This is a genomic window from Paenibacillus sp. KS1 (genome assembly GCF_001680695.1).
Classification (GTDB): domain Bacteria; phylum Bacillota; class Bacilli; order Paenibacillales; family Paenibacillaceae; genus Paenibacillus_B; species Paenibacillus_B suaedae.
Genome location: NZ_MAIS01000326.1, coordinates 1 through 372 on the forward strand (window position 1 = coordinate 1; position 372 = coordinate 372).

The 372-nt window shown below is 49.7% G+C and carries 1 protein-coding gene; it reads left to right on the plus strand.

The genetic code is table 11. The annotated features are described in order from the left end of the window. Window positions 1-223, plus strand: a 223-nt coding sequence (locus tag BBG47_RS28515; protein ID WP_065294494.1) for a BMC domain-containing protein, incomplete at its 5' end; no start/stop codon positions are given. Window positions 224-372: the final 149 nt, after the last annotated feature.

Consider the following 372-nt stretch of genomic DNA (forward strand, 5'->3'; position numbering starts at 1 on the left):
AGCGGACGCTATGGTCAAAGCGGCCAATGTCACCCTGATTGGCAAAGAGATGATAGGTGGCGGACTTGTTACCGTGATGGTACGGGGCGATGTAGGAGCGGTGAAGGCGGCGACGGATGCCGGCGCCGCGGCCGCGAAGAATGTAGGGGAACTCGTGTCGGTACATGTGATTCCTCGTCCCCACAGCGAAGTGGAGAACATCCTTCCGCCTGCTAAGGCATAATTCAATAAATCATATATATAAGCCTATGCTTCCGAAGTAAGTTTTGTTCGGAGCTAGCGCTTTATTCTCACAAAACTCGTAGGAGGAATGTAACATGAAATCGGAAGCATTGGGTTTAATTGAAACAAAAGGTTTGGTAGGTTCTATCG